Source organism: Micromonospora sp. NPDC048835, assembly GCF_040649995.1.
In the GTDB taxonomy this organism is placed as follows: Bacteria; Actinomycetota; Actinomycetes; order Mycobacteriales; family Micromonosporaceae; genus Micromonospora.
This window is the reverse complement of sequence record NZ_JBEZGM010000005.1, coordinates 231,066-247,325: the sequence shown is the minus strand read 5'-3', so window position 1 is coordinate 247,325 and position 16,260 is coordinate 231,066. Positions and strand designations below refer to the sequence as shown.

The following is a 16,260-nucleotide window of genomic DNA, read 5'->3' as shown; positions in this document are numbered from 1 at the left end:
GCCGCCGTTCACCTGTCACCCGTCGCCGTCGCAGTCAACGCGACCCGGCGACGCAGCAGCGCCACTCGCGCCCGACGGGCCGCGCGCAGGTGCACGACCGCCACCGCGCCGAGCACGAGCACGACCCCCAGCAGCACCGGCTCGACCTCGCGTCGCGCAACGGTGATGGCCAACGCGCCGACGCTGAACACCAACCAGGCCCCCACGCCGAGCCAGCCGGCGACCACCCGGTCCCGGGCGAACAGCGGCGTCCGCCGGATCACGGCCCAGCCACCGAACGCCGCCCAGCACAGACCGATCGCCACCAGGGCGGCGAAGGCCAGGTGCGTACGCGTCGGCAGGCCGGGCTCGGTCGCCCAGAGCAGACCGATCAGCGCGCTCGCGGTGAGACCGGCAAAGGCCACGGCCAGATAGAAGACCCGCCTGCGCAGCGACAGGGGCGCGTCCAGTCGCGCCAGCACCTCTTCCGGAGTCATGCCTCGTACCCCTTCCGCACCAGCTCGTGACGTAACAACCTGCGGGCCCGGTTGAGCCGCGACTTGACCGTGCCGACCGGTACGGCGCAGATCTGCGCGCAGGCATCCAACGGCAGATCCTCCAGGTAGAACAACAGCAGCACCTCCCGTTCCCGGGCCGGAAGCACCGCCAGCGCGCCGGCGAGCGTCTCCCGGTTGACGACCTCCTCGGTCTCGTCGTCGCCCGGCAGGTCGTCGATCGGTTCGGGCTCCGGGCGGGCGTACGCGTCCCGCAGCCGGTTCAGCACCGCCCGACGGGCGATGGTGAACAGCCACGGCGTGAACCGGTCCGGTTGCCGCAACCTCGGCAGCCCCTTGAGGACCGCCAACCAGATTTCCTGCACCACATCGTCGTCGGACCCGCCGAGCATCCGCCCGACGTACCGCTCGACCGCCGGGTGCCAGCCGCGCACCAGTTCGGCGAACGCCTCCCGTTCGCCCAACTGGCAGCGGACCACCAACAACTCGTCGCTCATCGGCCCTCCTTCGCCTATTCAGTCGGCGGGAGAGCCCGGCAGGTTCACGACCGGCCGACCCCCGTCCAGCATGCAGGAAGATCGCCCAGGGCATGGTCGACGGAGTCGCCGGTTGCGAGAGTGCTTCAATGTGCCCGACCGCTACCCGAGGCTGGCTCGACGTCGGCACGACCCGGACGGAGAAGGGGATGTCCAGCACACCGCTGTCCCTGCCGCAGCCATCCGCGCGGGCCCCCGAGTTCGGCCGGGACGCCCTCATCGTCTGCGAGAACCTGGTCCGGATCTACCAGACCGGTTCGATCGAGGTGCAGGCACTACAGGGGCTGGACCTGGCCGTGGAGAGCGGTGAGCTGGTCGCGGTCGTCGGCGCCTCCGGCTCGGGCAAGTCGACGCTGCTCTCCATCCTGGCCGGCATCGACGCCCCCACCGCCGGGCGGGTCCGGGTCGACACCTGGAATCTGCTGTCGATGTCCCGCGCGGACCGGGTGGACTACCGGCGGCGCACCGTCGGGTTCGTCCGGCAGCAGACGGCGAGCAACCTGATCCCCTACCTGACCGCACGGGAGATGGTGGACCTGCCGATGACGGCGGCCCGCACCCCGAAGCAGGAGCGCCGGGAGCGCGCCGCCGAACTGCTGGCCAGCCTCGGTGTCGCCGACTGCGCCGACCGGCGCCCCGGGCAGCTCTCCGGGGGGCAGCAGATGCGGGTCGCGATCGCCGTGGCGCTTGCCAACCAGCCGCGGGTCCTGCTCGCCGACGAGCCGACCGGCGAGTTGGACGCCGCCACGTCCGCGGAGGTCTTCGGCGTGCTGCGCGACGTCAACCGGCGCTACGGCGTCACCGTCGTCGTGGTGACCCACGACCCGGCGGTCAGCGGCCAGGTCGAACGGACCGTCGCGATCCGGGACGGACGCACCAGCAGCGAGGTGCTGCGCCGCACCACCACCGACGCGGCGGGCGACACACACCTGATCGCCGAGGAGTACGCGGTGATGGACCGGGCCGGGCGGGTCCAGGTGCCCCGCGAGTTCCGCCAGGCGCTGGCGCTGACCCGACGGGTCCGGCTGGCCCTGGAGCCCGACCACATCACGATCCGCCCCGACTCGGGGAGCGGCGAATGAGCAGCGGGTCGCTGCTGAGCGTGCGCGGCGTACACCGGAGCTTCCGCACCGGACCGGCCGTCGTACACGCCCTACGCGGGGTGTCGTTCGAGGTGGCCGCCGGGTCCATGGTCGCGCTCGTCGGCCGGTCCGGCTCGGGCAAGACCACCCTGCTCAACATCATCGGCGGCCTGGACCGTCCGGACGCCGGCACCGTGCACGTCGACGGCACCGACGTCACCGCCCTCGACGAGGACGGCCTGTCCCGGCTGCGGCGCGAGAAGCTGTCGTACGTCTTCCAGAGCTTCGGGTTGATCCCGGTGTTGTCGGCCGCGGAGAACGTGGCGGCCCCGCTGCGGATGGCCCGCGTCGCCCCGACCGAGCGCGAGAAGCGCGTCGACTTGCTGCTGGATCTGGTCGGTCTGGCCGACCACTCCCAACAGCGGCCGGCCGAGTTGTCCGGCGGGCAGCAGCAGCGGGTGGCGATCGCCCGCGCGCTGGCCGCCTCGCCCCGACTACTGCTCGCCGACGAACCCACCGGGCAACTGGACGCCGAGACCGGCCTGTCGGTGATGGCCCTGTTGCGCGGGATCGTCGAGTCCGAAGGCGTCACCGTGCTGGTGTCGACGCACGACGCGGTGATGATGGCGCTTGCCGACCGGGTCATCCGCATCCACGACGGGCACCTCGACGAACAGGCCGCCGGGCAGCCGCACGCGTCCGCGCCGGACGTCAGGTGACCCGACGATGCTGAGGCTGGTCCGCCGGCGCGCCCGTGCGCAGTGGCAGTTGCTCGCGGCGCTCCTCGGGGTCGTCACGATCGGGGCGACCCTGCTGGGCACCTGCACCCTGCTGGTCACCCGCACCGCCGAGCGGGCACTCGAGGTCGCCATGGCCCGCGCCGACCCCGCCGCCGTCGATGTGACCGTCTACACCGGCACGGTCGAGGGCCCCGACACACCGGCCGTCGCCACCGACACCCGCGCCGTGGTGACCGCCGCGCTCGCCCCGTTTCCGGTGACCACGACCGCGCGGGCATCGACAGTGCTGCGAGCACTGCCGCCCGCGCTCGCCCCGGGCACCACCGTCGGGCCCCAGGCGTACCTGTCCGGGCTGGACGACCTGCCGGCCCGAGCCGAGCTGGTCACCGGGCGCTGGCCACAGCAGCCCGGAGACGCGGTGCTGCTGGAGTCCACCGCCCGACAACTCGGCCTCACCCCCGGTCGCCGGGTACGCCTCGGCGCCGAACTGGCCCACGCGCCGGTCCCGGCCATCGACGTGACGGTCGTCGGTGTGGTGCGTCCCCTGGCCGGGCGCGGTTGGGACCGCGACCCGTTGGCCGCGGCCGGCTCTGCCACCGGCTACCGGGACGGCCGCTTCATGCAGCCGGTCAACGCCTACGGACCGTTCGTCGTCGACCTCGCCGACCTGGTCGCCACCGGTGCCACGGTCGACCGGATGGAGGTCACCGCCCACCCGGACCTGTCCCACACCAACCGCCGTGACCTGGAGACCGTGGCCGGGGCAGTCGACAGCGCCGACCGCCGGCTGGCCGGCACCCTCGGCGACCGCGTCCAGCTCGCACGGGTCTCCTCGGAGCTGCCGCTGACCCTGCGGGCCGCCGACGACCAACGGCAGGTCACCGCCTCCGTCGTGCTCGCCATCGCCGTCCTCTGCGGTGTCCTGGCCGCGACGGCGCTCGTCCTCGCCGGCCGGCTGACCGCTGGCGTCCGCGCCGACGAGACCGCCCTGCGCTCCGCGGTGGGCACCAGCCGTCGCCAACTCGCCGCCACCGCGACCCTCGAGGCCGGGCTGGTCGCCGCCGTCGCCGCCGCGCTCGCGATACCTGCCTCGTCGACTCTGCACGCCGGCCTGACCCACCTTCCGCCGTTGGACAGCGCCGGCCTGACCGTCCGGCCGGCCATCACCGGTGTCCAGGTCCTCGCGGTCACCGGCGGCGCGCTGCTGCTCGCCGCCGTCCTCACCGTCCTGGCGACCCGGCCGGTCCCGGCAGCCGGCGACCGGCGCACCCGCCGCGAACTGCTGGCCCGCTCCGGCGTCGACCTGTTGCTCGCGGCTTTCGCCGCCGCCGGCTGGTGGCAGCTGTACGCGCAACCCACCGCCGCCAGCCCCCGCGCCGACACGGTCCGGGTGCTCGCACCGGCGCTGCTGCTCACCGCAGGGGCCGCCCTGGCGCTGCGGGTGGTACTGCCCGCCCTGCGCGGCGCCGACCGGCTGGCGTACCGCGCCCGCGGGCTGGCGTTTCCGCTTGCGGTCGCCGAGGCCGCCCGCCGGCCGCAGGCGGTCGCCGCCGGGCTGCTCGTCGGCCTGGCCTGCGCGGCCGGAACCTTCGGCCTCGCCTTCGACAGCACCTGGCACCAGTCGCAGCGCGACCAGGCCGCACTCTCCGTCGGCACCGACCTGGCACTCGGTCTCAGCACGGCGCCGGTGGCCGGCGACGGCGCGATCGTCAGCGCGGCAACCGCGGGTGTGGTGAGTCCGGCCGTCAACCGCGGTACGACTGTCGGTCAGTGGCTCGGCAGCGACGGCGAGGCACCACGCCTGGTCGCCGTCGACACCACCCGCGCCGACGCGCTGCTGCGTGGGCGGGTCGACGACGACCGCGACTGGGCGGACGTGGGTGCCACGTTGGCACCACCCACCCCGGCCACCGGACTCGCCATCGCGGCTGGCACCCCACTCGTGCTGAGCGGAACCGCCGCTGGCGGCACCCCGCTCACCGTGACACCCCAACTGCTGCTACAGGACGCGAACGGCCTGCGTACGCCCTGCGCCGGTCCCGCCGTACCCCTGGACGGGCGGGAGGTTCGGCTGCCCGCCTGCGCGACGGCCGACGGGCTGCGCCTCGTCGCGGTCGCCCTGCCGGTCACCGTCGAACCGGTCGGCGGACGCGTCGCCATGGCCGTCACGCTCACCGTGCCGGCCGTCGGGTCGGCGGAGCGGTCCGGCGACGGGTCGGACTGGACCGCCACGTCCGCGCCGCCGGTCCCGGGCAAACTGAGCGACCCGACCGTCGATGTTTCCGCCACGTCGACGGGGACCGCGCTGCGAATGGCCGCGACCGTCGACATCGGCGGCAGCGACGAGGAGCCCGCCCGGACCCTCGTCGCCACCGCCTTCCCGAACCCCGGCCGGGTGCCCGTCGCCGTCTCCGCCCGCTTCGCCAGCGAGGTCGGCGTCCACAACGGCAGCGGGCTCACCGTCACGGTCGGCATCACGCCCGTCCCGATCGTCGTCGCCGAGGTCGTGCCGACCGTACCGTCCGCGCCCGGCGCCGCCGCCGTCCTGGCCGACCTGGACCTGCTGTCGCGGGCCCGCGCCGTCGCCGGAGACCTGACATTCCCGGTGGACGCCTGGTGGGTCGGCCACCCACCCGGCCCCGGCGCCGCCGAGCGGGCCACCGCCCTGCACCTGGGCACCGTCACGACCCGCGAGGCGGAGACCGCCCGCCTCACCAGCGGCCCGTTGCGCGCCGGGCTGCCGGCCGCGCTCCGGCTCATCGTCCCGGCCGCGGCCCTGCTGCTGCTCGCCGGCGTCGTCCTGCACGTCACCTGCGACCTCCAGGCCCGCGCCGTCGACGTGACGCGGCTGCGCGGCCTGGGAATGACCCGGCGCGACATCCGGACCGTGCTGCTCGGTCAGCATGCCGGCGTCCTGCTGCCCCTGCTCGCGGCGGGCGCGGCCGTCGGCGCGCTCGCCACCCGCGTCGTCGCCCCCCTGCTGGTGCGCTCCGACACCGGCGCCGCGCCCGTGCCGGTCGCCCAGCCGCACTGGCCCTGGCAGACCGAGGCCGCCCTGCTCGCCGTGCTACTTGTCGGCTGCGTGCTGGCCGTCGCCGTCGTGGTCACCGTCCAGGTCCGCCGGGCCGACGCCGCGCACCTGCGGGTGGCGCCGTGAACCGGTGGCCGACCCGCCAGAGGCTTTCGCGCCGCCAGTGGCTGACCCGCCGCCGTTGGCTGACCCGCCGGTGGCCGGCGCTGCACTGGCCCAGCATCCGCGGCCGTGGCCGTGCCGACATCGGGCCGCTGCTGCTCACCGCCGCCGTCATCGCGGCCGTCGCGCTGCTCGCCGGAGCCGTGCCGGCGCTCCTGCGCGCCGCCGCCAACGACGCCGTCAAGGACACTGTCCGCCACGCCGGCCCGGACGCGAACGTCCTCGTGCGCGCCGAGTGGCAACGCGACGACGGCCCCACCGGCGGGCGGGTCCGGGTGCCCCGCCTCGCCGATGAGGTCGACGACTTCCGGGCCCGGGTCACCGGCGCGCTCGGACCCGACCTGGACGCCGCGCTGCGTCCGCCGGTCACCGTCGTCGACGGCCCGATCCTCACCGTCACCGACGGCAGCGTGCCGCGTACCTTCCAGTTCACCTTCCTGGCCGGTGACCCCGGCGGCCCGGACGTGACCTGGATCGCCGGCAGCGCACCCGGCCCCGCCGTCTCCGCCGAGTACGTCGAGATCCCCTACGACGGGCAGCCCTGGCCGGTGCAGGTCGGCCTCTCCGAGGCGGACGCCACCGCACTCGGCCTCGGCCCCGGCGACCGGATCCCGGTCAAGGACAGCCGGGGCCGCGACAAGGACATCCGGATCAGCGGAATCTACCGGCCCACGGACAGCGCCGACCCGGCCTGGCGACTCGCCCCGGCACTCCTGCGCCCCGTGCCCGGCGTCGACGGCGTGGGGATCACCCGGTACGCCGGCCTGCTGTCGCGCGAATCGCTACCGGACGCCCGGATCGCCGTCAACGAGGACGAACTACGGCGTACCGTCCACTTCGCCCCCGAACCCGACTCGCTCACCTGGGACAGCACCGCGGCGCTCGAGGGCCAGGTAGTCAAACTCAAGGCCAGCTCCGGCGCGTCGAACGACCGCGACGAGTCGCTGAAGTGGCAGTCACAGCTCGACGCCGCCCTACGCGACGCCCGTACCCGGAGCAGCGCCGCGTTCGCCCAGGCCGCGGTCCTGCTCACCGGGGTGCTGACCGCCACGGTGCTGGTCCTGCTGCTCGCCGCCGACCTGCTGGTCCGCCGCCGCACACCGGCGCTGACCGCCGCCCGGCACCGTGGGGCGGCACTACCCGACCTCGGCACGGAACTGGTCGTCGAGTCCACAGTGGTGTCGCTGTCGGCCGCCGCCGTCGGGCTCGCTCTCGCCCGCGCGGCCGCCCCGGGCGTCTCCTGGGTCTGGGCCCTTCCCGTGGTCCTGGCCGGTGCGCTAGCCGCGCCGGCGTTCGGCACCCTCGCCGCCGCCCGCGCCAGCCGTGACCGCCGCCAACCCGCCAACCCGGCCGCCCGGCGCTGGATCCGGGCCACCGGCCAGCTACGCCGCGCCGCCCTGGAGGCCGCTGTCCTGCTCGCCGCGGTCGCCGCCTTCGTCACGCTGCACCAGCGCGGGCTGCTGCCCGTCGCCTCCGACGGCGACACCGGTGAACTGACCGGAGACCTGCTCCTGCCGATCAGCGCCCTCACCCTGGGCGCGCTCGTCGGCGCGCTCCTCCTGCTCCGGCTGCTGCCCCTCGGGGCGCGGCTCGCACTCCGCCAGGCCCTGCGCTCGCGCCGTCCGCTTGCCGTGTTCGGTGCCGCCCAGGCAGCCACCACGGCCGGGCGGGCGCTGCCGCTGCTGGTTCTGGTCAGCACCACGGCACTCGCGTCGTTCGCCCTCATCCTCGGCCCCACCGTCAGCCGGGGTATGAGCGACGGCGCGTGGAGCACCGTCGGCGCCGACGCCCGCCTCGACGTCGGCGCCGACGCGGTGACCGCCACGCCCGCACTCGCCGAGCGCATCGCCGCCGCACCCGGGGTCGAGCAGGTCGTCGCCGCGCAGGTGACCGATTCGGCGCGCGTCTTCGCCGACTCGACACTGCTCACCCCGCGCCTGGTCGTCGTGGACACCGCCGCGTTCCAGCGCCTGCTGGCCACCACCCCGTTGCCCGACGCACCGGCCCTGACCCGACTCACGGCACCCCGTCGCGGGGACGTCCCAGCGCTCGTCCGATCGAGCAGCGGCGACCTGTCGACCGGCACCCTGCTCCAACTGCCCCGCGACGACGCCCCGGCGATCCGGCTCGCCGCGGTCGGTCGCGCCCCCTCCGTCGGCGGTGCCGGCGACGTCGTCATCGTGGACGCCACGGCCCTCGCCGACGCCGGGCTGCCCGCCGTCCCGAACACCGTCTGGGTGACCGGCCCGGGCGCGGCGCGGGCCGTGTCGAACACCGGCGTCGCCGCCGACACCGTGCTGCGCGCGGACGTCCTCCGGGCGCAGCGGGCGGCGCCGCTGACCGCCGGGCTGATACGGCTGGCGTGGACGGCCGCCGCCGTACTGCTGGCGCTGGGGTTGCTGGGCCTCGCGCTCGCCGCCGCCGCCGGTGCGTCGCAGCGGTGGCAGACCCTGACCCGGCTGCGGACCCTCGGCCTGCGGCCCCGCGACGTCCGCTGGGTCGCCGCCGGAGAACTGCTGCCGCCGGTCGTGGCCGCCGCGGTGTGCGGTCCGCTCCTCGGAGCCCTGCTCGCCCGCCTGACGCTCGGCCCGATCGACCTGCGGCTGCTCACCGGTCAGACCGCCGACCCGACGACCGTCCTGCCGTGGTGGCTGCTGGGCCTGGTGGGCGTTGCGCTGGTGGCCGCGGCCACCACGGTCGTCCCGGTCGAGTCGGCGTTACGGCGACGCGACCGACTCAGCGAGGTGCTACGCGCCGGCGAGTAGGCGTGGCCGCCCGCGGACGACGCCTGCGGAACGTCGAAGCTGTCGTCGCTTGGCAATGACGAAAGGCCACATCCGCTGCTGGGATGTGGCCTTCGAGCTGGTGGGCGATACTGGGTTTGAACCAGTGACCTCTTCCGTGTCAAGGAAGCGCGCTCCCACTGCGCCAATCGCCCGTGGCGACCGCCGAACCCGGCGGCCAGGCCCCGATGGGGCAGATCGAGAGCGGACGACGGGATTCGAACCCGCGACCCTCACCTTGGCAAGGTGATGCGCTACCAGCTGCGCTACGTCCGCACGCCCCGACTCGCGTCGGCGACAGGTGAACTCTACCCGATCCCAAGATCGGTTGGCACGGCACCCTGGGCGGTCGACGGTTGCGCTGGTCGCCACCGGGGTACTGAGGGGCACGACAGCGCACCACACCCCCTAAGGAGGCTGTCGTGGGTATCGGCACCAGCATCTTCCTGATCGCGCTCGGCGCGATCCTCACCTTCGCCCTCGACGCCAGCGTCGGCGGCATCAACCTCGACGTGGTCGGCTGGATCCTGATGGGGGCCGGCGTGCTCGGCCTGATCATGACCACGCTGATCTGGGGTCGCCGCCGCCAGGTCGTCACCACCACCGAACAGCCGGTGGAGTACCAGCGGGTCGAGGAGCGGCGGGACATCGCCCCTCCGCTGTGAAACGGCCACACCCTGCCGCTCGCCGAGTCGGCACACCGACGTGACTCCGGGCCGGCCGCCGCACCCAGGGCGACCGGCCCGTCGCACCATCGCCTCCGCGCGGTACGCGCCGCCTCCGAACCCGGACCGCGCCGCCCAGCGCGTCAGCGCGTCAGCGGCGCAGCGGCGCAGCGGCGCAGCGGCGCAGCGGCGCAGCGGCGCAGCGGCGCAGCGGCGCAGCGGCGCGAGGTTCCAGATCCTCGGCGCTGCGTCGGTGGTGACTTCTCCGCTGGTCAGGAGGCATTCCGGGCGCCGACGTGCCCCGCCCGCCCAAGATCCGAACGCCTTCCCGAGACACCAGGATCCACGTTCGGACGGCCCCGACCCCCGCTGGCGTGCAAATCGCCGAGACCACCACCCTCTGCCGCCCGCCGCCGCCACCTATCCCGCCGGAGACGAGCCTGCCGCCGGCCGCTTGTCAAGATCGTGCTCGTTCCAGGATCGAGTGGCCTCACCGACCGGCCGATGCCACTACATCCTGGTTCGAGCACGATCTTGGGCTAGACGTGGGGCGCGAGGTGCGCGTCATGCGCGGTACGGCGATGGTCGGCGGGGAAACCATTGACTACGGCGGTCAGACAGCGTTGTCTTTCCTGTGGCACCTGGGGAGGGAGAGCGGTGGTTGACGATGTGTCTCTCGTGTTCTGTGTGAGCGCCGACGTGTCGGTACGCGAGCGAATGGTGCGGCGACTCGACGGGCTTGGCACCCTGGTGATCTGCACCGACCTGGCCGAGTTGCAGGCGATGATCGGCCCGCCCACGCTCAACGGCCCGGCCCCGCTCCTCAACCCCACCGCTGAGCCGGCAGCCAGCGCTCCCGCCGCCGAAGGAGCCGCACCCGGGGCAGCCGGAGCGCCTGCCGCCGCGCCCGGAACCGCCGGGACGCCCACCGCCGCGCCCGTAACAACCAGGACGCCCACCGTCGTCTACGGAACAGTCAATGCGCCCACCGCCGGCGCTCCTGCCGCCGGTGCCCACACCACCGGTGCCCACACCACCGGTACTCGCACCCCCGGGGCTCACACCCCGAGTGCTCACACCACCAGGGCTCACACCCCCGATGCTCCTGCCGCCGCGGCCCGAGCCGCGGGCACTTCAACTGCCGCGCCCAGCGTCGCCGCCGTTCCCATTGCCGCCTTGGCCTCGGGACGGATCAGTCTGCGTGATCTTGAGATCTATCCGCTCGACCATCTGGTGACCTGGCGCGGGCAACCGCTGAGCCTGACCCGGCTCGAGCGCAACCTCCTCACCCAACTCGCCACCGCGCCGGTAGGCGTATGGACGTACGAAAGGCTCTTCGAGTCGGTCTGGGGTTGCGCGTACCTCGGCGACACGTCGATTCTGCACTCGGCGGTGAAGCGGTTACGGCAGAAGCTGCGCGCCGCCGATGACACCTTGCGCGTGCATACCGTGCGCGGGATCGGCTACCGCCTCAGCGTGGGCTGACAGCACCAGCAACCAGCACCAGCACCAGCACCAGCACCAGCACCAGCACCAGCACACCGTCGCGCACAAACAAGAAACGGCTCGTCACCGGGTCACTCCGGTAACGAGCCGTTTCCTCTGGTGGGCGATACTGGGTTTGAACCAGTGACCTCTTCCGTGTCAAGGAAGCGCGCTCCCACTGCGCCAATCGCCCGTGCCTTGTTGCCGAGGTGGGGACGGGATTTGAACCCGCGTACACGGCTTTGCAGGCCGTTGCCTCGCCTCTCGGCCACCCCACCGAGGTTGCCCCCGTCATGCGTGGCGGCAGCTCCGAGCGGACGACGGGATTCGAACCCGCGACCCTCACCTTGGCAAGGTGATGCGCTACCAGCTGCGCTACGTCCGCACGCCCCCGGACGTTCCCGGGTGACGGATGAGAACTTTAGCCGAGTAGGTGTTTGACTGCCAACTCGGGGTCGCCTCGGCGCGTCAGGCGTGGCCAGGGTGGGCTCGGCGCCACCCCCGGCCGGCTTCCTAGGCGGCTGGCCTGGCGTCGGAATGTGCCACCGTCCGTCACACTCCGACATCACTAGGCAATGATCGTCATCGTCGCGTCGCATGCCCGACCATCGACGTCTCCGCCCCCCGGCAGTGGGCAGCGGACCTCGATGAACACTCTCTGTTGAACGACCGGAGGGGCTTGGGGAAAGTGTCCGGCTTCCGACTGTCGCCGCGCTGATCGGCGCATGTTCGTAACTGTTCGTGTTCGGTTGGATGGGCTACGGTAACGGTCGTGACGAGACGTGCGGCCGAGATCCGCCTGGATGCCCTGCTGCGCACCGCCTGCGACGTGATCGTGGAGCGCGGTCTGGCCAACACCCGGACGGCGGACGTGGCGAATGCCGCGGGCGTGAGTCAGGCGTTGGTCTTCTACCACTTCGCCACCAAGGAGCGGCTGCTCGCGCAGGCCTTCGCGTACGCGGTCGAGCAGGACCTGGCCCGACTGGACGCGGTGACCCGCTCCTCGGCTCCACCGCTGACCAAGCTCCGCCGGATCCTCAAGCTCTACACGCCGGCCGGGCGGGCAACCTCCTGGTCGATGTGGATCGACGGCTGGTCCGAGTCGCTGCGTACCCCCGAGTTGGAGAAGGTCTCCCGCCGGCTCGACCTGCGCTGGCGGCAGGACCTGGCGGCGGTGATCAGCGCCGGGGTGGCCGACGGCACCTTCCAGTGCGCCGACCCCGACGGGGCCGCCTGGCGGATCAGCGCGGTGATGGACGGCCTTGCCGTTCAACTCGCCGTGCACGACCGGGTGATCTCCCGTCGACAGTTCGGCGAGTGGGTCCGGCTGGTCACCGCCCGAGAGCTCGGCCTGGACCTGGCCGACCTGGACTGAGCTGGGCGACAAGCACCGATCCTCCGGCACCAGGCCGGGCAAAACGGGCTCGGCCGGCCCTTTCGACCGGAACAATCGGCAGCATGGATCTCCTGGAGGCGTACCGCCGAAGCCTGGCCGAGTTCATCGACCGGGTGGACCAGATCGAGCCCGGCCAGTGGTCCGACCCGACGCCCTGCTCGGACTGGGACGTCCGCACGCTTGTCAACCACGTGGTGACCGAGGACAGGTGGAGCGTTCCGCTGCTCGCCGGCCGGACCATCGACGAGGTCGGCGACCGGCTCGACGGTGACCAACTCGGTGCCGACCCGATCGCGACGGCGCGGGAGGCCGCCGCGCAGGCCGAGATCGCCGCCACCCACCCCGGCACGATCGACCGCACCGTGCACCTCTCCGGCGGCGACACTCCGGCCAGCGAATACCTTCAGCAGCTCCTCGCCGAGCACCTCGTGCACGGCTGGGACGTGGCGGTGGCGATCGGCGCGCACCCGCAGCTCGACCCGGACGCGGTGCACGCCGCCGCCACCTGGTTCGCCGGCCAGATCGACGCCTACCAGCGCAACAACCTGGTCCACACCGGGGTACGGGTGCCCGACGGCGCCGACGAGCAGGACCACCTGCTGGCCGCGTTCGGCCGCGACCCCAACTGGGCGCCCGGCGACTGACCACGGCAGCGCCGGACCGACCGACCACGTCCCGACAAACCGAGGCGAACGACCACGCCCCAACCCCCCGAGCGACCGCCACCCGCGGTCGCTCGTCCGGCTGTGCCGCGAGTCGACCTTCGCCGACGGCGACGGCCCTGGACCTTGCCGCGATCCCGGCCTCCTGATATCCACAGATGCGCATGCGTTACCGCGCAGCGACGGCCGGCGACCGCCGGCCATCCCGCTCCCACGAGGAGGTCCCGTGCCACAACCGGAGTGGTCACCCCCGATGAGCCGGCGTCGACGCCGGCTCATCGCCATCCTGGCGACGACAGCGACGGCCGCCGCGCTGCTCCCCACCGGCGTGAGTAGCGCGGCCCCCACCGGCGGGGCGGCGTCCACCGAGCGCCGGTCCGGGCCGTTCGCCGAGGGGCACGCGCCCGCCGACGCCGACAACCGCACCGGTACGGCGGCACCCGACGCCCGTCAACGCGGCCTGGCCCGCGCGGTCGACCCCGACGTCAGGTGGAACCGGCTCGGCACCCCGCAGGCGCTGGGCCCCGGCCGTACTCCCCTGGCGACCGGGCTGCCCGCCGACCCGGAGGCCGCCGCCCGCGCCTACCTGGCCGCGAACCCCGACCTGTACGGCATGGACGCCGCGGCGGTGGCCGGCATGGAACGGGTGCTGGTCCGCCCGATCGGCAGCGGCACGGTGGTCACCCTCCGGCAACGCTTCGGCGACCTGCCCGCCGGGCCGGACGGCCTGGTCACCCTCGCGGTCGCCGGCGGCGCGGTGCTCTCGGTCAGCTCCTCGCTGGCCCGCGACACCGGCACGCCGGTACCGGCCACCCGCACCGCCGAGCAGGCGTACGCCGCCGCGCTCGCCGACGCCAAGCTGACCGCCGGCGCGGTGGCCAGCCACACCGTCCGGGAAGTGGCCGTGCCCACCCCGCTGGACGGGCCCCGGGCCGCCTACGAGGTGACCATGATCGGCGCGGACACCGAGCACCCGACCGCGTTCACCAGCTACGTGGACGGTGGCACCGGGCAGGTGCTGGTCCGGGAGGACCTGGTCGACTACGACTCGGACAACCCGAGCTGGGCGGTGTTCCCGGCCACCCCGCCCCGCGACCTCGGCCCGGGGCAGGACCCCCGGGTGCGCTGGTGCGGCGACCCGACGCCCGGCTGCCAGGCCGCCTGGCGCGACCCGGCCACCGGCCAACCGTGGGACGTTGACGCCGCCACCGGCACGCCGACGTTCACCTCGCGCGGCAACTCGGCGAACACGGTGTTGTCGTGGGGTGCGAACACCGCTGTCGTACCGGCCCCGGCCAGCCCGGAGCGCCGCTACGAGTACCCGTTCACCGACCAGTGGCACCAGGCGAAGTGCAACCCGGCGGTGTTCACCTCCGCCCAGCGCAACGACGCGGACGCCTCGATCGCCAACCTCTTCGCCATGCACAACCGGATGCACGACTGGTCGTACCAGTTGGGCTTCACCGAGTCGGCGTGGAACCTCCAGGCGGTCAACCTCACCCCTGCCGGCCTGGGCGGTGACGCCGAGCAGGGCCGCGCCCAGCAGGGCGCCCTCAGCGGCAACCGGAACAACGCCAACCAGGGCACGCCGCGTGACGGCCTGCCGCCGACCACGAACATGTACCTGTGGCAGCCGCAGGCCGGCGGGCCGTACCCGCCGTGCGTGGACGGCGACTACGACATGACGGTGATCGGCCACGAGTACACCCACGCGATCACCAACCGGATGATCGCCGGCCCGGACAGCGGGATCAGCGGCCACCAGGGCGGCGCGATGGGTGAGTCGTGGGGCGACCTGCTCGCCGCCGAGTACCTCTTCCAGCACGGGCTGCGCGCGCCAGGTGAGACGCCGTTCATCACCGGCGGCTACGTCACCGGCAACCTGGTCAGCGGCATCCGCAACTACGACCTGAGCCGCAGCCCGCTCAACTACTCCGACATCGGCTACAACACCGCCGGCCCCGCCGTGCACGCCGACGGGGAGATCTGGGGCGCCACCAACTTCCGGGTCCGCTCCGCGCTCGTCAAGCGGTACGGCCTCGGCACCCCACAGCGGCAGCTCGACTGCGCACAGGGCAAGGTCGCGGCGGACCAGTGCCCGGGCAACCGGCGGTGGTCACAGCTGGTCTTCGACTCGTTCCTGCTCCAGGCCGCCAGCCAGGTCAGCATGCTCGACATGCGGGACAACATGCTCACCGCCGACCTGCTCCGCTTCGGCGGCGCGAACCAGGACCTGATCTGGGCCGAGTTCGCCCGCTCCGGGATGGGCCGGGACGCCGCCACCAACGGCGCCGCCGACACCGACCCGACACCGAGTTTCGCGTCGCCGCGCGGCGGCAACGCGACGCTCACCCTGCGTCCCCGGGGGGACAGCGCCGACGCGCCGATCCGGGTGTACGTGGGGGCGTACGAGGCGCGGGCCGTGCCGGTGGCCGACACCGACCCGGCGACGCCGATCCCGGACACCGTGCAACTGGTGGCCGGCACGTACGACCTGCTCGCGGTGGCCCCCGGCTTCGGGCACCAGCGGCTCAGCGTCACCGCCAAGGCAGACCAGGAGGGGTACGTGGACCTGCGGCTGAGCCGCAACCTCGCCTCCACCGCGTCCGGCGCGACGGTCAGCGGCGACGGGGTCAACCTGGACCGGGTCGTCGACGACACCGAGGCGACGAACTGGGCCGCCCTGGACGGGGTCGCCGGCCGGCAGCTCACCGTGGCCCTGCCGGGCGGCACTCCGCAGACGGTCAAGCGGGTGAACGTCAGCGCGATGCTGCGCCCGGCGATCACCGGTGACGCCGACACCGGCGCGCAGAACGCGCTCAGCGCCCTACGGTCGTTCGCGGTGTCCGCCTGCAACGCGACGACCACCGACTGCGCGGACCCGACGCGCTGGCAGCGCATCTACACCAGCGCCGCCGACGCGTTCCCGGGCGGGGCGTACCGGGCGTACAGCCGGGACATCAACCTGCGCACGTTCGCGGTACCGACCACCCTCGCCACCCACCTGCGCCTCGAGGTGCTGGCGAGCCAGTGCACCGGCGGGCCCCAGTACGCGGGCGAGCAGGACGACGACCCGGCCACGACGACGGACTGCGCGACCGCCAGCCCGGCCCGGAGCCAGGTCAGGATCGCCGAGTTCCAGGCGTTCTCGAAGTGACACCGTGGGGCCGGCGGACATCCGCCGGCCCCACAACCCCCGATCAGCGATACGCCCGCGGACCCCC

Annotated in this window: 10 protein-coding genes, 5 tRNA genes and 1 pseudogene; 9 read left to right on the top strand and 7 right to left on the bottom strand. The window is 73.6% G+C overall.

Translation table 11 applies throughout. The features are described from left to right. Positions 1-8 precede the first annotated feature (8 nt). Together AB0C15_RS09065 and AB0C15_RS09060 are read right to left on the bottom strand one after the other, a co-directional pair. Positions 9-476, bottom strand: a complete 468-nt coding sequence (locus AB0C15_RS09065) for a hypothetical protein (protein ID WP_357350274.1) — start codon at positions 474-476, stop codon at positions 9-11. Continuing rightward, on the bottom strand, positions 473-991 hold the full coding sequence (locus tag AB0C15_RS09060; RefSeq protein ID WP_357350272.1) for a sigma-70 family RNA polymerase sigma factor: 519 nt from the start codon (positions 989-991) through the stop codon (positions 473-475). Before AB0C15_RS09060 ends, AB0C15_RS09065 begins: the two co-directional genes overlap by 4 nt. A gap of 188 nt (positions 992-1,179) precedes the next feature. Between AB0C15_RS09060 and AB0C15_RS09055 the strand changes: the two genes are divergently transcribed. Genes AB0C15_RS09055 through AB0C15_RS09040 form a run of 4 tightly spaced genes read left to right on the top strand, consistent with a single transcriptional unit; the run spans position 1,180 to position 8,810 of the window. After that, positions 1,180-2,112, top strand: coding sequence for an ABC transporter ATP-binding protein (locus AB0C15_RS09055; RefSeq protein WP_357350270.1), 933 nt, complete (start codon positions 1,180-1,182; stop codon positions 2,110-2,112). Continuing rightward, complete coding sequence (locus AB0C15_RS09050; RefSeq protein ID WP_357350268.1) at positions 2,109-2,831, top strand: ABC transporter ATP-binding protein; 723 nt, start codon at positions 2,109-2,111, stop codon at positions 2,829-2,831. The genes AB0C15_RS09055 and AB0C15_RS09050 overlap by 4 nt, the downstream gene beginning before the upstream one ends. Before the next feature lie 7 nt (positions 2,832-2,838). Continuing rightward, positions 2,839-6,009, top strand: a complete 3,171-nt coding sequence (locus AB0C15_RS09045; RefSeq protein ID WP_357350266.1) for a permease — start codon at positions 2,839-2,841, stop codon at positions 6,007-6,009. Next, positions 6,006-8,810 carry an ABC transporter permease gene (locus AB0C15_RS09040; protein WP_357350264.1) on the top strand — a complete coding sequence of 935 codons (2,805 nt, stop codon included), beginning with the start codon at positions 6,006-6,008 and terminating at the stop codon, positions 8,808-8,810. The genes AB0C15_RS09045 and AB0C15_RS09040 overlap by 4 nt, the downstream gene beginning before the upstream one ends. A 98-nt stretch (positions 8,811-8,908) precedes the next feature. Here the strand turns inward: AB0C15_RS09040 and AB0C15_RS09035 are convergent. After that, positions 8,909-8,983: transfer RNA gene (locus AB0C15_RS09035), tRNA-Val, on the bottom strand. A 48-nt stretch (positions 8,984-9,031) separates the two neighbouring features. Next, positions 9,032-9,104: transfer RNA gene (locus AB0C15_RS09030), tRNA-Gly, on the bottom strand. 146 nt (positions 9,105-9,250) lie between these two features. Between AB0C15_RS09030 and AB0C15_RS09025 the strand changes: the two genes are divergently transcribed. Together AB0C15_RS09025 and AB0C15_RS09020 are read left to right on the top strand one after the other, a co-directional pair. Continuing rightward, a complete protein-coding gene (locus AB0C15_RS09025) occupies positions 9,251-9,493 on the top strand; it encodes a DUF6458 family protein (protein ID WP_124819826.1) in 243 nt (80 codons plus the stop codon). A gap of 1,203 nt (positions 9,494-10,696) precedes the next feature. Then, positions 10,697-10,978 (top strand): annotated as a pseudogene (locus AB0C15_RS09020) (winged helix-turn-helix domain-containing protein); the annotation flags it as partial. A 118-nt stretch (positions 10,979-11,096) separates the two neighbouring features. Here AB0C15_RS09020 and AB0C15_RS09015 read toward each other — a convergent pair. The 3 genes from AB0C15_RS09015 to AB0C15_RS09005 all read right to left on the bottom strand — a co-directional run bounded on the left by AB0C15_RS09015 (position 11,097) and on the right by AB0C15_RS09005 (position 11,363). Continuing rightward, a tRNA-Val gene (locus tag AB0C15_RS09015) sits at positions 11,097-11,171 on the bottom strand. 14 nt (positions 11,172-11,185) lie between these two features. Then, positions 11,186-11,256: transfer RNA gene (locus AB0C15_RS09010), tRNA-Cys, on the bottom strand. A 34-nt stretch (positions 11,257-11,290) separates the two neighbouring features. Beyond that, positions 11,291-11,363, bottom strand: a tRNA-Gly gene (locus tag AB0C15_RS09005). Positions 11,364-11,750: 387 nt separating this feature from the next. On the opposite strand from AB0C15_RS09005, the gene AB0C15_RS09000 reads away from it, so the two are divergent. From AB0C15_RS09000 to AB0C15_RS08990, 3 genes are all read left to right on the top strand, one after another. After that, positions 11,751-12,353 carry a TetR/AcrR family transcriptional regulator gene (locus tag AB0C15_RS09000; RefSeq protein ID WP_357350262.1) on the top strand — a complete coding sequence of 201 codons (603 nt, stop codon included), beginning with the start codon at positions 11,751-11,753 and terminating at the stop codon, positions 12,351-12,353. A gap of 83 nt (positions 12,354-12,436) precedes the next feature. Next, complete coding sequence (locus AB0C15_RS08995) at positions 12,437-13,018, top strand: TIGR03086 family metal-binding protein (protein ID WP_357350260.1); 582 nt, start codon at positions 12,437-12,439, stop codon at positions 13,016-13,018. A 244-nt stretch (positions 13,019-13,262) separates the two neighbouring features. Next, positions 13,263-16,193 (top strand): M36 family metallopeptidase, encoded by a 2,931-nt coding sequence (locus AB0C15_RS08990; protein WP_357350258.1) that lies wholly within the window; start codon positions 13,263-13,265, stop codon positions 16,191-16,193. The last annotated feature ends 67 nt before the right edge of the window (positions 16,194-16,260 follow it).

Bases quoted from the DNA above. Each gene is read 5' to 3' on its own strand.
- AB0C15_RS09050 (WP_357350268.1), top strand. From the start codon at position 2,109: ATGAGCAGCGGGTCGCTGCTGAGCGTGCGCGGCGTACACCGGAGCTTC.
- AB0C15_RS09045 (WP_357350266.1), top strand. From the start codon at position 2,839: ATGCTGAGGCTGGTCCGCCGGCGCGCCCGTGCGCAGTGGCAGTTGCTC.
- AB0C15_RS09055 (WP_357350270.1), top strand. From the start codon at position 1,180: ATGTCCAGCACACCGCTGTCCCTGCCGCAGCCATCCGCGCGGGCCCCC.
- AB0C15_RS09065 (WP_357350274.1), bottom strand. From the start codon at position 476: ATGACTCCGGAAGAGGTGCTGGCGCGACTGGACGCGCCCCTGTCGCTG.
- AB0C15_RS08995 (WP_357350260.1), top strand. From the start codon at position 12,437: ATGGATCTCCTGGAGGCGTACCGCCGAAGCCTGGCCGAGTTCATCGAC.
- AB0C15_RS09060 (WP_357350272.1), bottom strand. From the start codon at position 991: ATGAGCGACGAGTTGTTGGTGGTCCGCTGCCAGTTGGGCGAACGGGAG.